The 15,219-nt window shown below is 46.6% G+C and carries 14 protein-coding genes; 11 read left to right on the top strand and 3 right to left on the bottom strand.

Going from position 1 to position 15,219, the window contains the following annotated elements; genetic code table 11:
• The first annotated feature begins 116 nt into the window (after positions 1-116).
• Positions 117-557, top strand: coding sequence for a MarR family winged helix-turn-helix transcriptional regulator (locus KQI39_RS02640; RefSeq protein WP_148446068.1), 441 nt, complete (start codon positions 117-119; stop codon positions 555-557).
• Positions 558-657: 100 nt separating this feature from the next.
• Here the strand turns inward: KQI39_RS02640 and KQI39_RS02635 are convergent, their stop codons facing one another.
• The gene (locus KQI39_RS02635; RefSeq protein ID WP_216416232.1) at positions 658-936 is read right to left on the bottom strand and encodes a type II toxin-antitoxin system HicB family antitoxin; all 279 of its coding nucleotides are present in this window, start codon (positions 934-936) and stop codon (positions 658-660) included.
• A gap of 238 nt (positions 937-1,174) precedes the next feature.
• On the opposite strand from KQI39_RS02635, the gene KQI39_RS02630 reads away from it, so the two are divergent.
• The 5 genes from KQI39_RS02630 to KQI39_RS02610 all read left to right on the top strand — a co-directional run bounded on the left by KQI39_RS02630 (position 1,175) and on the right by KQI39_RS02610 (position 6,624).
• Entirely contained in the window at positions 1,175-1,618 is a 444-nt protein-coding gene (locus tag KQI39_RS02630; protein ID WP_148446064.1) for an HD domain-containing protein, read from the top strand.
• 293 nt (positions 1,619-1,911) lie between these two features.
• On the top strand, positions 1,912-2,733 hold the full coding sequence (locus KQI39_RS02625) for a helix-turn-helix domain-containing protein (protein WP_216416230.1): 822 nt from the start codon (positions 1,912-1,914) through the stop codon (positions 2,731-2,733).
• On the top strand, positions 2,730-3,536 hold the full coding sequence (locus tag KQI39_RS02620; protein WP_216416228.1) for a DNA-3-methyladenine glycosylase family protein: 807 nt from the start codon (positions 2,730-2,732) through the stop codon (positions 3,534-3,536). Before KQI39_RS02625 ends, KQI39_RS02620 begins: the two co-directional genes overlap by 4 nt.
• A 324-nt stretch (positions 3,537-3,860) precedes the next feature.
• Positions 3,861-4,847: an alpha/beta hydrolase gene (locus KQI39_RS02615; protein ID WP_216416227.1), complete on the top strand. Its 987-nt coding sequence runs from the start codon at positions 3,861-3,863 to the stop codon at positions 4,845-4,847.
• Positions 4,813-6,624 carry a DUF6320 domain-containing protein gene (locus KQI39_RS02610; RefSeq protein WP_216416225.1) on the top strand — a complete coding sequence of 604 codons (1,812 nt, stop codon included), beginning with the start codon at positions 4,813-4,815 and terminating at the stop codon, positions 6,622-6,624. The genes KQI39_RS02615 and KQI39_RS02610 overlap by 35 nt, the downstream gene beginning before the upstream one ends.
• A gap of 85 nt (positions 6,625-6,709) precedes the next feature.
• Here the strand turns inward: KQI39_RS02610 and KQI39_RS02605 are convergent, their stop codons facing one another.
• Positions 6,710-7,243 (bottom strand): DUF3877 family protein, encoded by a 534-nt coding sequence (locus tag KQI39_RS02605; protein ID WP_216416223.1) that lies wholly within the window; start codon positions 7,241-7,243, stop codon positions 6,710-6,712.
• A gap of 46 nt (positions 7,244-7,289) precedes the next feature.
• A complete protein-coding gene (locus KQI39_RS02600; RefSeq protein ID WP_216416220.1) occupies positions 7,290-7,925 on the bottom strand; it encodes an endonuclease III domain-containing protein in 636 nt (211 codons plus the stop codon).
• Positions 7,926-8,216: 291 nt separating this feature from the next.
• Here KQI39_RS02600 and KQI39_RS02595 point away from each other — a divergent pair, with 291 nt between their 5' ends.
• From KQI39_RS02595 to KQI39_RS02575, 5 genes are all read left to right on the top strand, one after another.
• Positions 8,217-10,658 (top strand): methyltransferase domain-containing protein, encoded by a 2,442-nt coding sequence (locus KQI39_RS02595; RefSeq protein ID WP_216416218.1) that lies wholly within the window; start codon positions 8,217-8,219, stop codon positions 10,656-10,658.
• A gap of 4 nt (positions 10,659-10,662) precedes the next feature.
• Positions 10,663-11,568, top strand: coding sequence for a LysR family transcriptional regulator (locus KQI39_RS02590; RefSeq protein ID WP_216416215.1), 906 nt, complete (start codon positions 10,663-10,665; stop codon positions 11,566-11,568).
• A 185-nt stretch (positions 11,569-11,753) separates the two neighbouring features.
• On the top strand, positions 11,754-12,698 hold the full coding sequence (gene nikB, locus KQI39_RS02585) for a nickel ABC transporter permease (protein ID WP_216416213.1): 945 nt from the start codon (positions 11,754-11,756) through the stop codon (positions 12,696-12,698).
• Entirely contained in the window at positions 12,695-13,558 is an 864-nt protein-coding gene (nikC, locus tag KQI39_RS02580) for a nickel transporter permease (RefSeq protein WP_216416211.1), read from the top strand. Before nikB ends, nikC begins: the two co-directional genes overlap by 4 nt.
• Before the next feature lie 74 nt (positions 13,559-13,632).
• A complete protein-coding gene (locus KQI39_RS02575) occupies positions 13,633-15,183 on the top strand; it encodes an ABC transporter substrate-binding protein (protein ID WP_216416209.1) in 1,551 nt (516 codons plus the stop codon).
• The last annotated feature ends 36 nt before the right edge of the window (positions 15,184-15,219 follow it).

Below are 15,219 nucleotides of genomic sequence, written 5' to 3'. Positions count from 1 at the left end.
TTGTATCCGCCAAAGCAAAAATCCAGTGGAAAAAATCCTATATTTATGTTACGATGGCTTCATAAACAGAGAACCGGAGAAGCTTTTTTGCTCCGGAGAAACAGGAGCGGGTTAGAGTGGACAATCGGGAAGTTATAAATGACGTGCTGGTGAATCTGTTCAACGAGATCCTTCGGCTGGAGGAAGAAGCCATCATCACAGATAAATATAAAGATATTTCCAACAATGATATGCACATTATCGAGGCAGTAGGCCTTGGCGGAGGGAATATGTCTTCCATCGCGGCCAAGCTGAAGATCACCGTAGGCTCCCTCACAACATCCATGAACAGCCTTGTAAAAAAAGGCTATGTGAAGAGAGAGCGAAGTGAGAAGGACCGGAGAGTGGTATTTATCCAGCTTACCAACAAAGGACGTATGGCATATCACCATCATGCGGAGTTCCACAGGCAGATGACAGAAGCAGTGCTTGAGGAGCTCAATGAGGATGAGACAGAAGTACTGGTAAAAGCGCTGGACGGACTGCGTAAGTTTTTCAGACAGTATCATGAACAATAAAGAAGCAGATAATAAAAAGCATCAGGATCAGTAACAAAAAGCAGTTACCGATTCTGATGCTTTTGCATACAAATGATATTTTTTGCCCGAAGAGAGAGCTTTATTCGTCCCAGCCATCCTGGAAACGAATATTTACAGAAATATTTCGGACAACATCGCCTTCCTGAAGTTCCAGATCGCTCTCATCGGAAACCGGAGGAAGTTTTCCCTCAAATTCCATAAGCTCTGTGTAGATCCAGTCGTATGCGGCAGCATTGGCATTTTCGATGGCATCGTCCAGTGTGCCACCCTGGGCCTCACAACAGGCAAGATCCGGGAAAAAAGCGTTGTATTTTTTGTCCTCTGTAGGACGGAAAACTGCGGGATATATAAATTTCATTGGTAAGATTCCTTTCTGTATTACCACCGGAACAGTGGTGGTTTGCTTATTTAAAAGTAAGTATATACCAATTTCAGAATGAGGGCAAGGGAATACTATAATCAGAAAATTGTCGCATATAAGTAAAAATGATAGATATATAAAACTTTTTGTCCTTGTGTGAAAGACATATAGATGCTATACTGTGTTGTACAGAGTACGGAACGGCGGTTCGAAAGACCCAACGGGAGGCGCGGTTATGATTTATACAGCTTTGACGAAAAAAGCTATGAAGGTGGCATACGAGGCACATCATGGACAGACAGATCGAAGCGGGACACCTTATATTTTTCATCCATTTCATGTAGCGGAGCAGATGGATGATGAACTCAGTGTATGTACGGCACTTCTTCACGATGTGGTAGAAGATACGGCAATCACATTTGAAGATCTTACCGGAGAATTTCCGGAAGAAGTTGTGGAGGCCTTACGCTATCTTACAAGAGATAAGAGTATGAATTATTTCGACTATATCCGGAATCTCCGGAAGAATCCAATTGCAAAAAAAGTGAAGCAGGCTGATTTGCTCCACAATTCTGATGTAACACGTCTTTCTGACTGCGAAAATATATCTGCTGAACAGATATCACGGCTGCATGGAAGATATAAACGGGCTTTGGAGATACTTCATGATGCCAGGTGATATTATTTTCGCACAAGTCATTTATTGACCTTTATTCAGTTTTTTCATGCGCATGGTCCACACAAAATATCCGTGACCTCAGATATTATTGTGGATCTTCTTAGCGGAAGTATGGATTTCTTGCATTGATCTCCATGTAGCATTTGATCGCATATTTCATAAATTCTATGATTTTTCTCATTTTGTTTTCCTCCTCTTTTCTTTAACTTACAAATGCATTATAATAAACTCTCGGAAATATTACGTGCCAAAAACACAGAAAAAGTAGTCAAATATTGCGGAGAGAAAAATCCATGTTTCCAGTATACGAAGAAAAAAAGAAGAATCTCCATATTCATCTGCGTACCTCGACCCATGCTTCACCTCATCTTCATAATTCCATAGAGTTTATCTATGTCACAGAGGGAACTCTGGAGCTTGGTATGGGACAGGAGCTTTTTCATATGGAAGAGGGAGATTTTGCGGTGATTTTTCCCGATGTGATCCATCATTATCAGGTATTTTCTCCCGGAGAAAACAGGGCAGTGTATCTCTGGGCGAAACCTGCGCTGACTGGTCAGTTTGCGGATATCATTCAGAACAGCTGTCCGGAAGATCCGGTCATAAAGAAAGAACAGGTTCACCGGGATATTATCAATGCAGTGCAGTGTCTTCGGGCCAACCGGAAAGAAAAGGATGACATCCTGGTGGTGGAGCAGGCTTATGTGCAGATCCTTCTGGCAAGAAGCATTCCCTGTTTTCACATGATGGAAAAGAGCAGTGTGGAGAGCAACGATATCATTTACCAGACCGTGTCCTACATAGCCAGACACTTCCGGGAGGAAGTTTCTCTGGATCGGATGGCGCGGGATCTTGGAGTCAGTAAATTTACATTATCCAGAGTTTTTTCCGGGACTTTTCACCGGAATTTCAACCAGTTTCTCAACGAACAGCGGCTGAATTATGTGACGGTTCATCTGGAATGTACAGACGAAAGCATCACCGATATCTGTATGGATGCAGGATTTGAGAGCCAGAGAACTTTTAACCGTGCATTCCGGGAACGGTACCGGATGACACCAAGAGAATACAGAACATTATATAAGGAAAAATATTTACGAGAGGAACAGACATGATCACAGTAGAGCTGGAACATTTCAGCCTTGATAAAATATGCGATTCCGGACAGTGCTTCCGGATGAAAAAGCTTGGAGACGGACACTTTTCCATGGTGGCGAAAGACCAGTATCTGGAAATGTATCAGAAAGACGGAGTGGTGGATTTCTGCTGCTCTCAGGAGGAGTTTATCTGTTACTGGGTGCTTTATTTTGACCTGGATACGGATTATGAAGCTTACATGGATGCGGCTAATCCGCGGGATAAATATCTGGGTGCCGCAATAAAGGCAGGAGATGGGATACGGATCTTAAGACAGGATCTCTGGGAAATGATCGTTACGTTTCTGATATCCCAGCAGAACAATATCAAGCGTATCCGCAAATGTATCGAGACCATCTGCCGGAAATACGGAGAGCGAAAAATTTCATCTGCAGGTGTGGAATACTGTGCTTTTCCGACTGTAGAGGCGCTGAGTCAGGCAACGGAAGAGGAGTTAAGAGGATGCGGCCTGGGATACCGGGCAAAATATATCGCAGTAACTGCCAGGACCATTGCATCCGGCCAGATCTCTCTGGAAAAAATCTATGATATGCGTTACCATCAGGCAAAGAAGGAACTGATGAAGCTTTGCGGTGTGGGAGAAAAGGTAGCAGAGTGTATCTGCCTGTTTGCACTGCATCATATGGATGCTTTTCCCATAGATACCCACATCCGGCAGGTTATGGATGTGCATTACAAAAGAGGATTTCCCAACCGCAGGTACAGAGGAATGCGTGGGATCATGCAGCAGTATATTTTTTACTACGACTTGTACTCATAAGCTGCGGATGCTATCATAGGTGAAAACAAAGGAAAAATTCGCGGAGGTGAGAAAGCAATCAGAAAGTATTTACTGCGACTGAGACGACCACGTATAAAAAAGAAAGAAAACAGTTATTACATCCGGGGATATAAGGGGACGGAAGTAATTATCCGTACGGATCATGAAATTCTGAAAAGGATTGCCTACAGGCGCACCTGTGTGAAACATGTCTGCATTTCCGGAAAGTATGAAACAGAAACAAAATATATCTATACCAGAAAAGAAAACAGAAGAAGCCGCCAGATCATAGTTCCCGGTGTTCCTGCCAGAAGGGATACTGTCATGCCACGTGCTGTGCGGACAGTTCTCCATGCCCTTTCTTATGGTGGAATAGAAGTAGATGCTTCCAGAAAACTGGCAGATATCAAAAAGATGGATCCTATGAGGATTTTTTACAAAACGCTGGATGCGGAGGTTTATAATGGAGACTATAAAGTGCCGATCCGTCTGTTTTTCCCAACAGAAGAAGCCATGGAAAATGGTGCCGCTTCCGGCAAAAAACCTCCGGTAATCCTGTTTTTCCACGGTGGTGGTTGGGTGACAGAAAGCGTGGAAAATTACCAGCGGGTATGTGCCAGAATGGCGCAGTCCACCGGCCAGATCGTGGCGTCTGTGGAGTACAGGCTGGCACCGGAATATCGTTTCCCGGTGGGACTGATGGACTGTTATGCGGCGGCGAAGGTTTTTTATACCAACCGTTTTCTTCTGAATACCGATCCGGATCGTATCACCATTATGGGAGACAGTGCCGGTGGAAATCTGGCTGCGGCTGTGTGTATGATGGCCAGAGACCGGGGAGAATTTTATCCGAAAAAACAGATTCTGATTTATCCGGCGCTGAACAACTGTTATACAGAAAAGTCGCCTTTTGAATCTGTAAAAACAAACGGGACCGGTTATCTTCTCACAGCAGAGAAGATGGAAGATTATCTGAAGCTCTATGAGAGTTGTCCGGAAGACAGGAGGAATCCCTATTTTGCACCGATCCTGGAGAAGGATCTCCGGAATATGCCGGATACACTGATACTTACCGCTGAGTTCGATCCTCTTCGGGATGAAGGAGAGGCATTTGGTGAACGCTTAAAAGCAGCAGGGAATCGTGTGGAAGTACACAGAATCGCAGGTGCCTTTCACGGGTATTTTGCACTGGGAATCAAATTTCTGCATGTGCAGGAGAGCTTTGCATATGTAAATCGTTTTCTGGAAACAGAGGAACAGGAAGAAGGAAAGTATCATGAAGAACGAATATGCACAGTGGAGAAAACTTGATAATGCGGCGCTGGCGTTCCCGGCGGTGACAGGAAAGAATGACACCAGGGTATTTCGTTTTTACTGTGAACTGAAAGAAGAGATAAAAGAAGAAACACTGCAGAAAGCACTGGATCGTACCCTGGAAAAATATCCTCTTTTTCGTGCGGTTTTAAGAAAAGGTCTGTTCTGGTTCTATCTGGAGAGGCGTGATATTCCGGCAATGGTAAAAAAAGAAACAGGTGCACCCTGCAGCGGACTTTATATTCCGGACAAAAAGACGCTCCTTTTTCGAGTGAGTTACCATAAGAACCGGATCAATTTCGAGGTATTTCATGCGCTGACAGATGGAACAGGAGCCATGCATTTCCTGATGGAACTTGTAAAAGATTATCTTCAGGAGTCACATCCGGAGGAAGAACTTCCGGAGCTTTTTCCGGACGAAAATATTACCGGAAGAGATATGGAAGAGGACAGTTTTTCCCAGTATTATTCCTCAGATGCTCCAAGAAAGAGAGAGTCCAAGAAGCCTGCTTTTCAGCTGAAGGGTGAGAAACTCAGACAGGAAGATATGAGCATCACGGAAGTCTGTATTCCGGTGCGTGAGATCCACGCCCGGGCAAAAGCAGCAGGTGTGTCGATCACGGTTTTTCTTACGGCGGCTCTTATCTGGGCGATTCATGAAGAGGTACCCCAGAATCAGGCGAAAAAGCCCATTGGCCTTATGATCCCGGTAAATTTAAGGAACTATTTTCCGTCCCAGTCCATGGCGAATTTTTTCGGGTGGATCGAGATCAGCTGTTATTTTTCTGCGGAGACAACTTTTGAGGATATTCTGGAATCCGTAAAGGAGCAGTTTGCAAAAGAACTGAGTAAAGATGTGATCGAGGCGAAACTGAATGATCTGGTAAGCCTGGAAAAAAATCCCATCCTGCGTTTGGTTCCTCTGGAAATCAAAACGCCGTTCCTTCTTGCAGGGACAACGCTTGGCGGAAGGTCTATTACAGCAATCTATTCCAATGTGGGAATTATCCGGATGCCGGAGGAATACCGGAAATACATTCAGAGATTCGGACTTTTTGCAAGTACGGACAGCCTGCAGCTGTGCTCCTGTTCTTTCGGGGACGAGATGGTTTTAAGTTTTACGTCGAAAATTCCCAATGGAAATATAGAGCGGAATTTTGTGGAGAAGCTGAAAAAAGAGCAGGTGTCCTGTGAGATCCGGGAGAATGATTTTCCGGGACAGAAAGAGGAACGGAAAGCTCCGGCGAAGCTTTTTGAGAGTTTTACGTTTCTGTGCATCGTGCTGGCTGTGGTATGTAATCTGATCGATTATCTGGTGGACGGCCATATGGGATGGGCCTGGTTTGTGACTGCAGGAGCGTTCTGCACCTGGCTGATGGTTTCGGTGGCGTATGTGAAGCGGCGGAATCTATTGAAGAATGAAATGTGGCAGCTGGTGATCGTAACGGTAGCAGGTGTGCTCTGGGATATGTTTACCGGCTGGCGGGGCTGGTCTGTGGATTATCTTCTTCCTCTTGCGGCCCTTGCTGTGATCTGCTCCATGTGGGTGATCACAGCGGCACAGAGGCTGGAAGTTGCGGAATATATGATCTATCTTCTGGAAGCAGGAGCTTTCGGCGGGGTGATCCCGTTGATCCTTCTGGCCATCGGTGTGGTGAATGTTCTGTATCCGTCTTTGATCTGTATCTGCGTCAGTTTTCTGATGCTGGTCTGGCTGTTTCTGTTTAAGAGAAAAGATATGGTACGGGAGATGCAGAAGAAGTTCCGGGTGTAGAGAATAAAAAGAACCGTCGATTTACAGAAGATTTTTTTGAAAATCTGTCTGCAGACCGGCGGTTTTTTATAATGGCGTTCGGATATCAGAATCCAAAGTCCTCATAATCTTCCGGCGTGAACTTATGATAGATCATATGCTCACCTTCCAGGGACAGGCAGTACCGGTAATCGTCCGGAATACCGTCTTCGAAATATACGAGATAATCAAATCCTGTGCCGGTTGTTTTTTCCATATGCACATGGTCGGAATAAGCATGGAAAACGTCCATCACTTCATCCAGAGTACAGCCGTGGCGGGCAACGGTACTTATAAAGCGTACCAGAAATTCACTTGGTTTCCGGTTTTCGTGAACATAGTCGGATGCCTGTGGCGGCAGAGTGATGCAGAAACGTTCGTTTTTGGAAGAAGCCTTTACTTTTCCAAGGCGTTCACAGGCATGATCGGAAAATTCTTCCAGCGCATGCTGCATTTCTTCTTCTGTAAGCTCTGTGCCGAGGAGACGGTTCAGAGACTGCAGCGGATAATAAAAACGGGTAACTCCGCTCATATATCCGATCTTTACCTGCTGTTCCTGGATCATATCCAGGAGATTATTTTCCAGTTTTTTAAAATTCATAATGTTGTCCTTTCCGGGGCCTGAATGTTTATTGGCCTACATACATTCAGATCCCATTTTTTTCACAGATATCATTGAGACAGCAGCGGTCGCAGTAAGGCTTTGTCCGTGCTGTACAGACTTCTCTTCCGTGGTTTACAAGGCGGTGGCAGAGATCGTTGCCTTCTTCCGGAGGAATGATCTTCCAGAGAGCCATTTCCACCTTTTTCGGGTCTTTCATGTCATGGACAAGACCGATGCGGTTGGAAAGCCGGATGCAGTGGGTATCGGTCACAATGGCAGGCTTGCCAAATACGTCACCCATGATCAGGTTTGCACTTTTGCGACCCACACCGGGAAGTTTCAGAAGTGCGTTGAAGTCTTCAGGAACTTTGTCCTGATACTGTTCGTGGAGGATCCGCATGCAGGCACTGATATCCCGCGCCTTGCTTTTTCCAAGACCGCAGGGACGTACAATGGCCTCGATATCTTCCGGTTTTGCAGCTGCCAGGGCTGCCACGTCCGGATATTTTGCGTAGAGATCCTGAACCACCACATTGACTCTGGCATCGGTGCACTGAGCTGCCAGGCGGACACTTACAAGAAGTTTCCAGGCATCATCATAATCCAGGGTACAGTCTGCGGCCGGATATTCTTTTTTTAAACGGCTGATGACTTCATAAGCCAGTTCCTGTGTTGTCATTTGTATATAAACCATCCTTTCGATTTCGATGTATTGAGATTTTTATTGTTGCCCTGATGCAGCGAATGTAGATCGCCAATATCCGCTTGATTTTCAGGGATCATTACTGAATTACTACAGGTAGGATGATACCACAGCATCTGGAGAATTACAACGGCAATCCCCCCCAGGGGCTTGTTAAAACCCTGACAATTTGGTACATTAAACATAACCTATGGGGGTATGGAAAAAGTTAGGAAAACCTTACCAGATCAGGCCCCCACATAAATAAAAAAGCGCGGAGGAATCAACGTGGAAAAACTTCTCGACGAAATTGAATCTTACTGGAGCACCCGTACAGAAGGGTACTCCGAAGTGAATCATAAAGAGCTTGCGGGAACGCAGAAAAACGCATGGCTTAAGGTGCTGACCAGTCAGTTCCCGGACAAATCAAAGGAAGAAATCCGTATCCTGGATATCGGAACAGGCCCCGGATTTTTCCCTGTGATCCTGGCAGAGGCCGGATATCACGTGGATGCAGTGGATTACACCGAAGGAATGCTGGAAAAGGCAAAAGAAAATGCGGGAGAACTTTGCCGGAATATTCATTTCCAGCGGATGGATGCACAGAAACTGGAATTTGCGGACAATACCTTTGACGTGGTTATTTCCCGAAATCTCACCTGGAATCTGGAGCATCCGGATGTTGCTTACAGGGAATGGGTTCGTGTGCTGAAAGCAGGCGGAAAACTTCTGAATTTTGACGCCAACTGGTACGGCTACCTCTATGAAGAAGAGCAGCGGAAAGCCTACGAAAATGACCGGAAAAATGTGGAGAGCAACAGTCTGGACGACCATTATCTCTGTACCGATATTGAGCGTATGGAGCGGATCGCCCTCCAGGTACCGCTGTCAAAGATCCGCCGTCCCCAGTGGGATGTAAAAACTCTCCGGGAAGCAGGACTTCTTGGGATCCATACCGATACGGAAATCTGGAAAACAGTCTGGAGTGAGGAGGAGAGACTGAATTATCAGTCCACCCCAATGTTTATGGTAACCGGCGTAAAACCGGATCATTTCCTGAATCTTCCGGTTGTGGAAGGAGAAAAAACAGAAGGATTTTTGGAAATCGGAGACGGGGAATTCACTCTTCCGGCAACCATCATCCGTGGAAAAAATCCGGGAAAAACCGTCCTTGTTACAGCAGGACTTCATGCAGGAGAATATGTGGGAATCCAGACCCTGATCGAATTGTCCAAAAAACTGAATCCGGAAAAAGTAAACGGACAGCTGGTTCTGGTAAAAGTGTTGAACAGGGAAGACTTTGAGAAGCGTGCAGGCAGCATCAGCTGGGAAGACGGAAAAAATCTGAACCGAGTTTTCCCAGGCAAAAAAGACGGTACAAGAATGGAGCGTCTGGCAGCTGCCATCACAGAATCCTTGATCAAAAAAGCAGATTATTATATCGACCTTCACGGCGGTGACGATTATGAAGAACTGACTCCGTATGTATATTTTGCAGGCGTTGCAAAACCGGAGATCGTGGAAGCATCCCGAAAAATGGCAGAGCAGGTAGATGTCCCATATATGGTACAGTCAAATGTAAGCACAGGCGGCGCCTACAATTACGCGGCAAGTACCTGTGACATTCCGGCAGTCCTTCTGGAACGTGGCAGCATGGGAATCTGGGAGCGTGAAGAGGTGGACTCCATGCGCCGCGATGTACGGAATATTCTCTGCAGCATCGGAGCTTACAACGGAATCCGTTCTCACAGCACCTACTATCCACTGAAAATGGATGAGGTCCGCTATCAGTGCGCCAGCGTCAACGGTCTCTGGTACCCGGTGAAAAAACCAGGAGATATCATTCACAGGGACGAGTATCTTGGCGAGATCCGTGATTATGAGGGAAATGTTCAGGAGATCTGCCGTGCGGACATGGACGGTGTGATCCTTTATCAGGTATCCAGCCTTCAGGTTGTGGAAGGCGGCCCTGTGATCACCTACGGAAATATCGTAAGAGAAAAAGACGAGCGGAAAACAAGGATCGCCCAGTACTGGACCAAGCGTAGCGACAGCTTTCTGGAACAGAGAAGAGCGGAACTTCACAGCGCACTTGCAGGCAGATGGATGACCGAGCTTAAGAAGCACCTGCCGGAGAAAAAGAATCTCAGGATCCTGGATGTGGGATGTGGAACCGGATTTTTTACCATTCTTCTTGCAAAAGAAGGCCATCAGGTAACCGGCATCGACCTGACACCGGATATGATCACCCATGCAAAAGAGCTGGCAGAGGAAGAAAAAGCCGACTGTCAGTTTGCAGTGATGGATGCGGAAAATCCGGATTTCCCGGATGAGGAATTTGACGTGATCGTATCCCGAAACCTTACCTGGACACTGCCGGATGCAGAACACGCTTATCAGGAATGGTTCCGTGTACTGAAACCAGGCGGAGTGATGATCAATCTGGATGCAAACTATGGAGCAGCGGACTTTGCCGACACTGCAGACCTTCCGGAAAATCACGCCCATCATCAGATCCAGGATGAACTGATGCAGGAGTGCGAGGATATCAAACGCCAGCTTCCGATCAGCTCTTTCCTGCGCCCGGCCTGGGATCTGGAAACACTGGGACGTATGGGCGTGGAAGAATTTTCCTTTGACCTTGGCATCAGTAAGCGTATTTATATCGAAAAAGACGAGTTTTACAATCCGACCCCGATGTTTTTGATCTTTGCAAAGAAACAGGGGTAGGATTATGCTGAATATCAAACAGATCCAGTATTTTGCGGCCTGTGCCAAAACAGGTTCTTTCAGCCAGGCCGCAGAGCTGCTTTTTACCACCCAGTCCAATGTAAGCAAGGTGATCCGCTCCATGGAAGACGACATGCGTACCCAGCTGTTTGTCCGCCATGCAAAAGGGATCGAGCTGACACCGGAGGGAGAACGGGCCTATGGGCATGCCAGAAAGATCCTGGACAGTTTCTCCGAACTGGAAATGCAGGAGCAGCCTCTGGAAAAAGACAGTCTCCGGGTCTGCTTCCACCCAAGTTCCTGGTTTGCGGACGTGTTTGTGAAATATTTTGAAACACACAAAGATCAGGAGCTGCATTATGAGATGTATGCCACGGATACCCAGGAGATCGTAAAGCGTGTGAAAGCACGTCAGGATGATATGGGATTCGTCTATGTGATGCAGAACCAGCTGGGAGCATTCCAGTTTTTTCTTTCCCGGAATTATCTGGAATTTCAGGAGCTCTGCAGCACCAGAGTACAGGTTTTCTGTGGGAAAAACAGCCATGAGGAAAACATGGAGGCGTGTCTTAAGGATCTGCGTCTCATTCAGCGTTTTCCCGATGAGTTTTCCCCGGATAACTACCGGAATCTCGTGGAGGAGGACGGTCATACCGTGGTTGATGCGGAAACCGTTGTCGTGACAAACAGTGATTATATTATGGAACGTCTCCTGGGTTCCGGCGAGCTGTATAACATCAGTGGCGGTGACCTGGGCGGGCGAAATCCTCAATATTCCAGTTCTGTTTACACGTTTCCGGGAGAAGGCCAGAAACTGGTTTTCGGCTATATCCGGAGAAAAGGCGAGGAAATTCCGGAATACGGAGAAGAGTTTCTTGCGTTTATAAAAAGCAGGATAAAACAGGCATGAAATATGGACCGAACAGGCAGAATGTCCGGTCTTTTTTGACGATAAAATGGTATGCATCCAAATGGAATGTACATCCATGCCAGATCCGACTGGCTGATATCCCCGTAGAGGGGTTGTGAAAGGACGGCCGGACTGTTATGCTTTCTGTAGTGTATGAAACACATACATAATGGAAAGGAATTAAAATGCGGAAATATATTCTGAAAAGATTATTGCAGCTGATCCCGGTCCTGATCGGGATCACTTTTTTGTCTTTTGCCATGATGCGTCTGGCAGGCGGCGATGCAGTAACTTATATGTATGAAAATGCCGGTGCCGTGGTATCACAGGATATCATTGATGAGACAAAGGCAGAATATGGACTGGACAGACCGTTTCTGGTGCAGTACGGATCGTGGCTTGGGGGCATGATCACTGGAGATATGGGAGAAAGCTATGTGTCTCATAAAGATGTATACGAAACATTTATCTCCAAACTTCCGGCAACCCTTCTTCTGACTCTTACTTCAGTTCTGGTGACAGTTCTGATCGCAGTTCCTCTGGGAATTCTTTCAGCAGTAAAACATAACCGTTGGCTGGATTACGTGATCCGTTTTTTCAGCTTTGTGGGAAATTCCATGCCTAACTTTTTTGCAGCTATGGTGCTGGTATATTTTCTGTCTGTAAAGCTGAAGTTTTTTCCCGCAGTAACCGGCAGCAATCTGGGACAGAGTATTGTTCTGCCAACACTGACTCTGGCCATTTCCATGGCTTCCAAATACACCAGGCAGGTTCGGGCGGCAGTTCTGGAAGAAATGAACAAGCCCTATGTGCTGGGGGCAAAAGCACGAGGCGTCCGGGGAAGTGTTATTGTCTGGGAAAGTGTGATGAAAGTCTCCATGCTGACCATAGTCACTTTGCTGGCACTGTCCATAGGAAGCCTTCTGGGCGGAACTGCTATTGTGGAAAATATTTTTATGTGGGATGGAGTAGGAAAGCTTGCGGTGGATGCCATCACCATGAGAGATTATCCCATGATCCAGGCATATGTGGCATGGATGGCAGTGATCTATGTGCTGATCAATCTTATAACGGATGTGATCTATCATTATCTGGACCCGAGAGTTCGTTTTGGAGGTGAAGGAGCATGAGTGAAAAACAGATCACTCTCCGAAAACAGAAGATAAAAAAAGACCATACGAAAGCAAGGCTGATCCTGTTTCTGAGTCTTACAGTCCTGATTCTTCTGGCGGCGACTTTTGCCAGGTATCTCTGTCCATATGATCCTTATGAACAGGATCTGATGGCAGCACAGAAAGCACCATGTGCAGAGCATCTTCTGGGAACGGACCGGTATGGAAGAGATATGCTTTCCAGAGTCCTTGTGGGAAGTACAGTGAGTATCTATGGCTCGCTGTTTCTGGTTGCGATGGTTACGGTGCTGGGAACAACAGTAGGGATTTTCTGTGGATGGAAAGGCGGAAAGGCGGATACCATTCTTATGCGTATTTCTGATCTGTTCCTGGCTTTTCCGGGACTTGTTTTTGCGCTGGCGGTAGCGGGAGTTCTGGGAGGCGGAATCCAGAATGCGGTTCTTGCGCTGGCAGTGATCGGCTGGCCGAAATTTGCAAGACTTGCCAGAGGGCTGACCATGGCACAGAAAGATGCGCCATATATGATGGCGGCCAGACTTTCCGGCAGCAGCACCTGCAAACTTCTTTTGAAACATATCCTGCCCAATATTGCAGGTTCCATCCTGGTAACGGCGGTCCTTGATATTGGAACCATGATGATGGAGCTTGCGGGACTTTCTTTTCTGGGACTTGGTGTGAAGCCTCCTATGGCAGAGTGGGGAAGTATGATCAGTGACGGAAGAAGCATGCTGCAGATCGCACCGTGGATGTCGCTGGCACCAGGAGTGGCAATCTTTATCACGGTAATGATCTTTAACCTTCTGGGAGATACCATCCGGGATTATATGGACCCGAGAATAAGAAACACAAAACAGTGAAACCATGCACCAGTTACGGATGCTGGAAATACAGTCTGTGGAAAAATTTTCCGCAGAGAAAGAGAGGAAGAGAGATGAAGAAAAAAGTACTGGCAGCAGCACTCACAGCAGTGATGGTCATGAGCATGACGGGAGGGATCGTGTCAGCAAAGGATAAAGAGGAAGGCACAACCTTTGTCTATGGTACAACAGGCTACAGTGAGGAAATGGGAGATGCCGGACTGAATCCTCATGACGGGTATTCCGGCTGGAGCTGCATCCGCTATGGTGTGGGAGAGACACTGTTCAGGTATAATGACAACATGGAAGTGGAACCATGGCTTGCAACGGATTATGAGTTTGTGGATGATAATACGGTGAAGATCACACTTCGCGATGGTGTGAAATTTTCCAGCGGACGGGATCTGGACGGGGAAGCTGTAAAAGAATGTCTGGAAGACCTGATCAAAAATCATGACCGTGCTCCGTCAGATATGAAGATTGACAGGATTGAAGCCGATGGAATGACAGTGACGATCCATACCTCAGAGCCCTGTCCAGCGCTGATCAACTATCTTGGGGATCCTTACGGAGCCATTATTGATATGGATTACGGGATCCAGGGGGAAGGCGGTTCTGCAAATGTGGCAGGTACTGGACCTTTTGTTGCAACAGAGGTATCACCCACAGAGATCACACTTGTAAAAAATGAGAATTACTGGGGCGGAGAAGTCAAAACCGACAACATCATCGTGAAATCTTTTACGGACGGAAGCGCGCTGACTGCCGCGCTGCAGACCGGAGATATCCAGGGAACCTATGGACTTCAGTATGATAACTATGCATTGTTTGACGGAAATCCTGAGTATCAGATCAGTTCCGTTGCAACAAGCCGCTGTTTTTTCGGACAGTTTAACATGGAGTCGGAAACCATGAAGGATCAGAATGTCCGGGAAGCTATTGCCATGGGAATTGATAAAGAAGGATTCTGCAGCGTGATCATGCAGGAACGGGGAGTTCCGGCAGCAGGTGCCTTTCCGGACAGTTTTTCTTACGGAAATAAAGCAGTAAAAGCAAAGTCCTATGATCCGGACGGTGCCAGGGAACTTCTGAAAAAATCCGGATGGGAGGATACAGATGGTGACGGATATGTGGATAAGGATGGAAAAAAACTTTCCATTACATGGCTGACTTATCCTGGCCGTCTGGAGCAGCCCAAACTTGCGGAATATGCACAGTCCACTTTAAAGGACATTGGGATTGAAGTAAATGTAAACAACACAGCAGATGCTTCCACCTTTGCGAAGAACGGTGAATTTGATGTGTATGTCAGCTCGATCACCACGGCACCCACCGGAGATCCGGAGTATTTCTTTACCAGCGTGGTGCAGACCGATGCGCCGAAAAATCTGGGAAAATACAGCAGTGAAAAACTGGATGACCTGGTGAAAAAGCTCCATGGAACCTTTGATACAGAGGAGAGAGGCAAGCTTGCTATTGAGGCACAGCAGACCATTCTGGACGATGATGCCTATTTCTTTGTATCAAACCTCAACATGGGCCTTGTGTCCAAAGCAAATGTATCCGGACTGACCGCGCATCCATGTGATTATTATGAGATCACGGCAGATCTGGAAGTAAAATAAATGCTCACAGCCTGCACAACAGGCAGAAAAGACAGG

Source organism: Blautia sp. MSJ-36 (genome assembly GCF_018917985.1).
Classification (GTDB): domain Bacteria; phylum Bacillota; class Clostridia; order Lachnospirales; family Lachnospiraceae; genus Blautia_A.
This window is presented reverse-complemented; position numbering and strand designations above follow the sequence as displayed.